This window comes from Desulfoscipio geothermicus DSM 3669, from assembly GCF_900115975.1.
Classification (GTDB): domain Bacteria; phylum Bacillota; class Desulfotomaculia; order Desulfotomaculales; family Desulfallaceae; genus Desulfoscipio; species Desulfoscipio geothermicus.
Window position 1 is genome coordinate 1 of the sequence record NZ_FOYM01000060.1, and the last position, 5,130, is coordinate 5,130.

The following is a 5,130-nucleotide window of genomic DNA, read 5'->3' on the forward strand; positions in this document are numbered from 1 at the left end:
TTGCCAATCCTCATGGTAATAATAATTCAACAGTAGATAAAGCGAATAAACTACTACCCGATTAATAACCATAGCAGATTTCTATGGTTACAAAAACAGCAAATCCGCAAGGCCTTAGCCCAAAAGAGTTTGCGGCCATCCCTACTACCCGCATTAAAACCAAATAAGGCATAAAAAAGGCGAGTTGTCAGACACTCGCGATCAACTTCCAAATTTTGGCGGATGCGGGCCGCATGTCCATGAATGCACAGACAATAATACTCCTTTTTACATGTTCTATTCAGATCCCCGTGGTTAGCGCACATGAATACCTGGAGCAAAGCTTAAAGGTAAGGTATTTATTGGAATATTACAACACATAATTTTTTATTATACTTGAGCCGTTTTTATCAAGGAGCTCGAGCATCCTTTGAGAAGGACCTTGAGGGATATTTCTTCCCGACTCCCAAGCTTCTACTGTTTTTGGTGAAACCCCGATTATGCTTGCGAAAGCGGCTTGTGATAGATTTAATGTCTGACGTATTCTTTTAATTTCCCGGGCTTTATAATTAGGAAGAGGCGCAATTTTGACAACATGTCTTTTAACGCCTTTTTTTAACTGTCCTTTTTCATATGCTATGGCTTCATTAAGCCCTTTTATAATGCTGTCATATACATTCATTTAGGACCGCTCCCCTCTAATTCTATACGTTTTTTATCATGCAATCCGTCTTCGCCTTGTTCCTTGTATCTGCTTAATAACTTATAAAAAGTAGTATAGGACATTTGGCATTGTCTTGCTATATCACGGCGGCTATAAATTTTCCTGCCATCCAGTATCATCGCTTGCCTTCTGCAGCGTAATACGGTAGGATGAGTATACACAGTAGTTCCCCCTTATTTATGTAATGTCGCAATTACCATAATAAAGGGAGCACTGTGGATACTAAGGCCATCTGGGGCATACCCAGGTGGTTGATTTTGTTTTCCCAATTTGTCAACCCATACTCAACTTAACATATTTAACCTTATTAGTCATTTAGTAGCAAATATATTATTTCTTGTATTAAGCTATTACATTACGGTACTATGCGGTTTCCACATTTGATGTTTCTGTGACAAAAGTTGGTTTGATTATCTCCAGCGCTACAGCGGCATCTCTACAGTCACTTTAAACAAATCACCATCAATGTCTATCTTGAACCTGCCGCCCTGAATTCTGGTCAAGCTCTGGGCGATGGAAAGCCCCAGGCCCGAACCCTCCGTTGTTCTGGAGGCGTCCCCGCGCACGAACCGCTCGGTCAGCTGTTCAGGCGAAATATCCAGGGGGTTGGCGGATATGTTTTTTACCACCAGTAATCCATAGGGCTCACTTTTGGCAATATTAATATAAACACGGGAATGCGGCAGCGAATATTTCACTACGTTGGATAACAGGTTCTCAACTATCCGCCACATATGTTTTCCGTCAGCGGACACGGATGTCTTTTCCTCGCCGGCGTTAACGTGCAGTTCCAGGCCCGCTTTTTTTATTTTCTCCTCGTACTCGCCGCAGGCCTGCATCACCAGTTCATGCAGGTCAACCTTTTCCACACAAACAGCCAGATTGCCGCTGGAAGCCTTACTTGCTTCAATTAAATCCTCGATGAGCTGCTTTAACCGGGCCGACTTTTCATCCAAAACGGACAAGTATTCCCGGGCTTTTTCATTGTTCAGTTCTTCCTTTTTCAGCAGGTCGATGTAATTGATTACCGATGTTAAAGGCGTTTTCAGGTCATGGGACACATTGGTAATAAGGTCGGTTTTCATCCGCTCCCCTTTTATCGCCTCGGCAACGGCTTTCTTCAGCCCGCCCTGGATACTCTGGATATCTTCTGCCAAACCTGCGAAAGCAACCGATACTTGGGATTTATCCAGAGCATAGTCCAAATTTCCGGCTGATATCTCTTTTACCGCCTGCATGATTTCTGACAGTGAAGTAAGCGCTTTGGCAGTAAAATATAAAACGGCTATGTTAAAGGGAATAATCAGGACAATGAAAATAAATAACGCTTCACGGGTCTCATTGGCCAGTGTAAACAATATCCCGTTTACCGCTCCATATCCCAGTAGCAGCAACAGTGTCCATGGTTTAAAGGCCTTGCCTTTAAAGCACATGTCGAATAACCGGTATACCAGGGTGTTCCTGGTCATCCGCCCGCTTTTTATTTGCCTGGTCATGGATAATATATAGGTTAAGCCTATCAGCACGTCTACACCAAAGATAATGACCAAAACAATCAATTCAATCTCGTTGGGAAACGAAAAGGAAAAGGAATTGGCGATAGCCAGCGAAATTACCGCGGCAACAAGCACAAGTATGGTATGCACGTCCGCGAATATCCGATCTACAAATGAAAGGGTTATTTCACCCCCCTGCTCCCGGCGCCCGGTAACACAAACCTGGTAAATAAAGGCTAATAGAGCTATAAAAATAGCCGATATCAATGCAACTCTTGCATGATTGGCCAGCTCTTTAGTTTTGGAGTAACTTATGGAACCATCATAGAAAAAGTCACCCGGTTTTAAAGGTTCAATAACCGCGGCATGAACTTCATACGGCGTATCCGCCAGCATTTGCGCAATATCAGCGGCAAAGGGATAACCGTAATCGGTTTTCCAGCGGTCGTAATAAACAGCGGCAGGCTGTTTCTGTATCAAGGCTGGCGCGTCACCGGAAGTTATGTTGGTGAAGGTCTCACCTGTCCGGGTGTTTTCTATGTAATAAGCGAAATTAACCGTATCGGCGAGCCTGCCTTTAATGGCATAGTAACGGTGTATGTTATTGTTTATTTCTTCCTCGGTGTCACCGGAGAATCTTATTTCCTCTTCACTTACCAGTTCAACGTTTAATGCCACCGCGTCTCGGACCAGGGAGCCGAATTGATTTTTAAACTGGTAGGTATCGTAATAACTATCACTGTTGATGGTGTGATGATTAATACCCAGGAACACCGCGCTTCCGGCGGCAACCATTACACACAGCCAAACCATAACGAAAGCCGAAATTTTGGCCCCCGGTGAGTATTTAAAGTTTTTCCATTTTGTATCCAACACCCCATACCACCTTTAGATATTTAGGTTCTCTTGGATTAATCTCGATTTTTTCCCTGATCCGCCTGATATGTACCGGAACGGTATTCTCCGCTGTATATGACGGCTCGTTCCAGACATGCTCGTATATTTGATCAATGGAAAATACGCGGCCCATATTCTGCATCAGGAACAGTACGATGCCGTATTCCGTGGCGGTCAACTTTACCGGTTCACCATCCACGCGCAACTCCCGGGCCTCGGGATCCAGCTCCAGGCTGCCGGTCTTCAAAATACCGTTCTTGCTCGCCAAACTGCCCAGCGATGTGTAGCGGCGCGTTTGCGATTTTACCCTGGCCATCAGTTCCAGCGGGTTAAAGGGCTTTGTTACGTAATCGTCGGCCCCAAAATTCAGCCCGGTGATCTTATCCGTATCCTCCGACTTGGCGGACAAGATAATTATGGGAATATTCATTTCCTCACGAATTTTTATGGTGGTGGCCAGGCCGTCCAGTTCCGGCATCATGATATCCAGCAGTACCAGGTGAATTTCCCGTTCAGATAGGGCTTTTAAAGCCTGGACCCCGGTATACGCCTTGACTACTTCATAGTTCTCCTGCTTCAGGTATATCTCCAGGGCATCCACTATAGCGGAATCATCATCGCACACTAAAACTGTAAGTTTACCCATAACACAATCACCCCACTATATTGTTTTAAACCGCATAATTAAATCACCTGCCTTTAAAACCATTTTGGCAGGTGATTTTTGCAAAACACTTGATAAAAATCTTAAGATTTTCTTAAGATCCATTTATACCATAAGACAACTCCTTACTAAACCATCAAGGGCCGAAAAAACGTTTAGCTTTTATAACCAGTTATCCAGCCAGTCCGATGGCGAAACCAAGTACCTGGAGAATGAATTAAAAAGGACCCAAGCGGCAATAAACAACCTGCTGAAGCTAACAGAGTAGGGGCAGGCAACGGAAGCGCTGGTGGAGCAACTATCCAGGCGAGAGCAGGAAGCGGCCCTTTTAAAGCAGGAATTGAACAGCCTGACCGCCAGGACGGCCGTCAAGCCTTAAGCCACCCAGGCCGGTTCAAAAAAGTTAAAGATAACCTGGAGGTTAAAGAGATAATTGTTAGTGACGGCGAAGCCCGTATCCGGTACATACTGGTTCGCAACCCCAAGGAAGCCCTAAAGGATAAAGCCAAACGGGACGAGACGATTAAAAAAATCAAGCAAGAACTGGCTGCAATCGGTGAGCTTAACGGCGCTCATAAGCAATACGGATGGGACTCTGTATATCCTTGGCCATGATCGATTGGTACTCAGCAGTAGGGATATCTTTGCGCGACGCTGCATCGTGCGTGATGGTTTCAACTGTTAATTTTGTATTTTTATAGTTCATATTAACACTCCTTCACCGTCGTTGAGGCGGTGATTGATTCAATCATTTTATTAAATTCAGCTTCGACCTTGGCCTCAAAGTCTGCCTGTGTTCGAAAGACCTCGGTAAATTCGGCGAATGCCCAGCGGCCATATTTTCCGAGATTGTTCACACCCGGTATCAAGTACATTTCCATAGTAGTTTTTTTTATCCTTGGCGTCTTCGCGCCTGTAGCCCTTGATTTCGACAACCAGGTGCAGTGAATCTTCGTGCCCGTCCTCGATTAGAACGATAAAGTCAGGGATATACTTCCTCATCTACGAGCCATAGCGGTATGTTAATGGACATGATAAAATCCTCATAAATGGTCACGAAAAACCCGCACAAATGGACACATAAGCAGGAAAATAAAGCTCGCCCCCTCGAAGCTTTTGTTTGGCCAAAACAAAAAGCGACAACAAAGGGGCGAGCAAAAGTGACAGGAGTGTGGGAAATCGTGAAAATCCATGAATGCCGGGAAGCAGGTCTTAGTAAAGCCGCCACAGCCAACCGGTTATCTAAGGATCGTGGTACTGTTGCGAAATACTGGGATGGTACAAAACTGCCACTACAGAAACCTACTTACCAGCGGCCAACTAAAATTGACCCATACAAAGAGTATATCATAGCCCGCTTAGAAAAATGG

The 5,130-nt window shown here is 44.7% G+C and carries 6 protein-coding genes and 1 pseudogene; 1 reads left to right on the plus strand and 6 read right to left on the minus strand.

Annotated features, from left to right (window positions below):
- Positions 1 to 349: 349 nt before the first annotated feature.
- The 6 genes from BM299_RS18455 to BM299_RS18480 all read right to left on the minus strand — a co-directional run bounded on the left by BM299_RS18455 (position 350) and on the right by BM299_RS18480 (position 4,762).
- A complete protein-coding gene (locus tag BM299_RS18455) occupies positions 350 to 661 on the minus strand; it encodes a helix-turn-helix domain-containing protein (RefSeq protein WP_092487938.1) in 312 nt (103 codons plus the stop codon).
- Positions 658 to 864 carry a helix-turn-helix domain-containing protein gene (locus BM299_RS20545; RefSeq protein ID WP_165608444.1) on the minus strand — a complete coding sequence of 69 codons (207 nt, stop codon included), beginning with the start codon at positions 862 to 864 and terminating at the stop codon, positions 658 to 660. Before BM299_RS20545 ends, BM299_RS18455 begins: the two co-directional genes overlap by 4 nt.
- A 261-nt stretch (positions 865 to 1,125) precedes the next feature.
- Positions 1,126 to 3,075: a sensor histidine kinase gene (locus BM299_RS18465; protein WP_245779864.1), complete on the minus strand. Its 1,950-nt coding sequence runs from the start codon at positions 3,073 to 3,075 to the stop codon at positions 1,126 to 1,128.
- A complete protein-coding gene (locus BM299_RS18470) occupies positions 3,047 to 3,742 on the minus strand; it encodes a response regulator transcription factor (RefSeq protein WP_092487947.1) in 696 nt (231 codons plus the stop codon). The genes BM299_RS18465 and BM299_RS18470 overlap by 29 nt, the downstream gene beginning before the upstream one ends.
- A 580-nt stretch (positions 3,743 to 4,322) precedes the next feature.
- A complete protein-coding gene (locus tag BM299_RS19615) occupies positions 4,323 to 4,466 on the minus strand; it encodes a hypothetical protein (RefSeq protein ID WP_165608443.1) in 144 nt (47 codons plus the stop codon).
- Positions 4,467 to 4,540: 74 nt separating this feature from the next.
- A complete protein-coding gene (locus BM299_RS18480; protein WP_207545246.1) occupies positions 4,541 to 4,762 on the minus strand; it encodes a hypothetical protein in 222 nt (73 codons plus the stop codon).
- 47 nt (positions 4,763 to 4,809) lie between these two features.
- Between BM299_RS18480 and BM299_RS19800 the strand changes: the two are divergent.
- A pseudogene (locus BM299_RS19800) lies at positions 4,810 to 5,130 on the plus strand (hypothetical protein); the annotation flags it as partial.

Bases quoted from the DNA above. Each gene is read 5' to 3' on its own strand.
- BM299_RS18455 (WP_092487938.1), bottom strand. From the start codon at position 661: ATGAATGTATATGACAGCATTATAAAAGGGCTTAATGAAGCCATAGCA.
- BM299_RS18470 (WP_092487947.1), bottom strand. From the start codon at position 3,742: ATGGGTAAACTTACAGTTTTAGTGTGCGATGATGATTCCGCTATAGTG.
- BM299_RS19615 (WP_165608443.1), bottom strand. From the start codon at position 4,466: ATGAACTATAAAAATACAAAATTAACAGTTGAAACCATCACGCACGAT.
- BM299_RS18480 (WP_207545246.1), bottom strand. From the start codon at position 4,762: ATGAGGAAGTATATCCCTGACTTTATCGTTCTAATCGAGGACGGGCAC.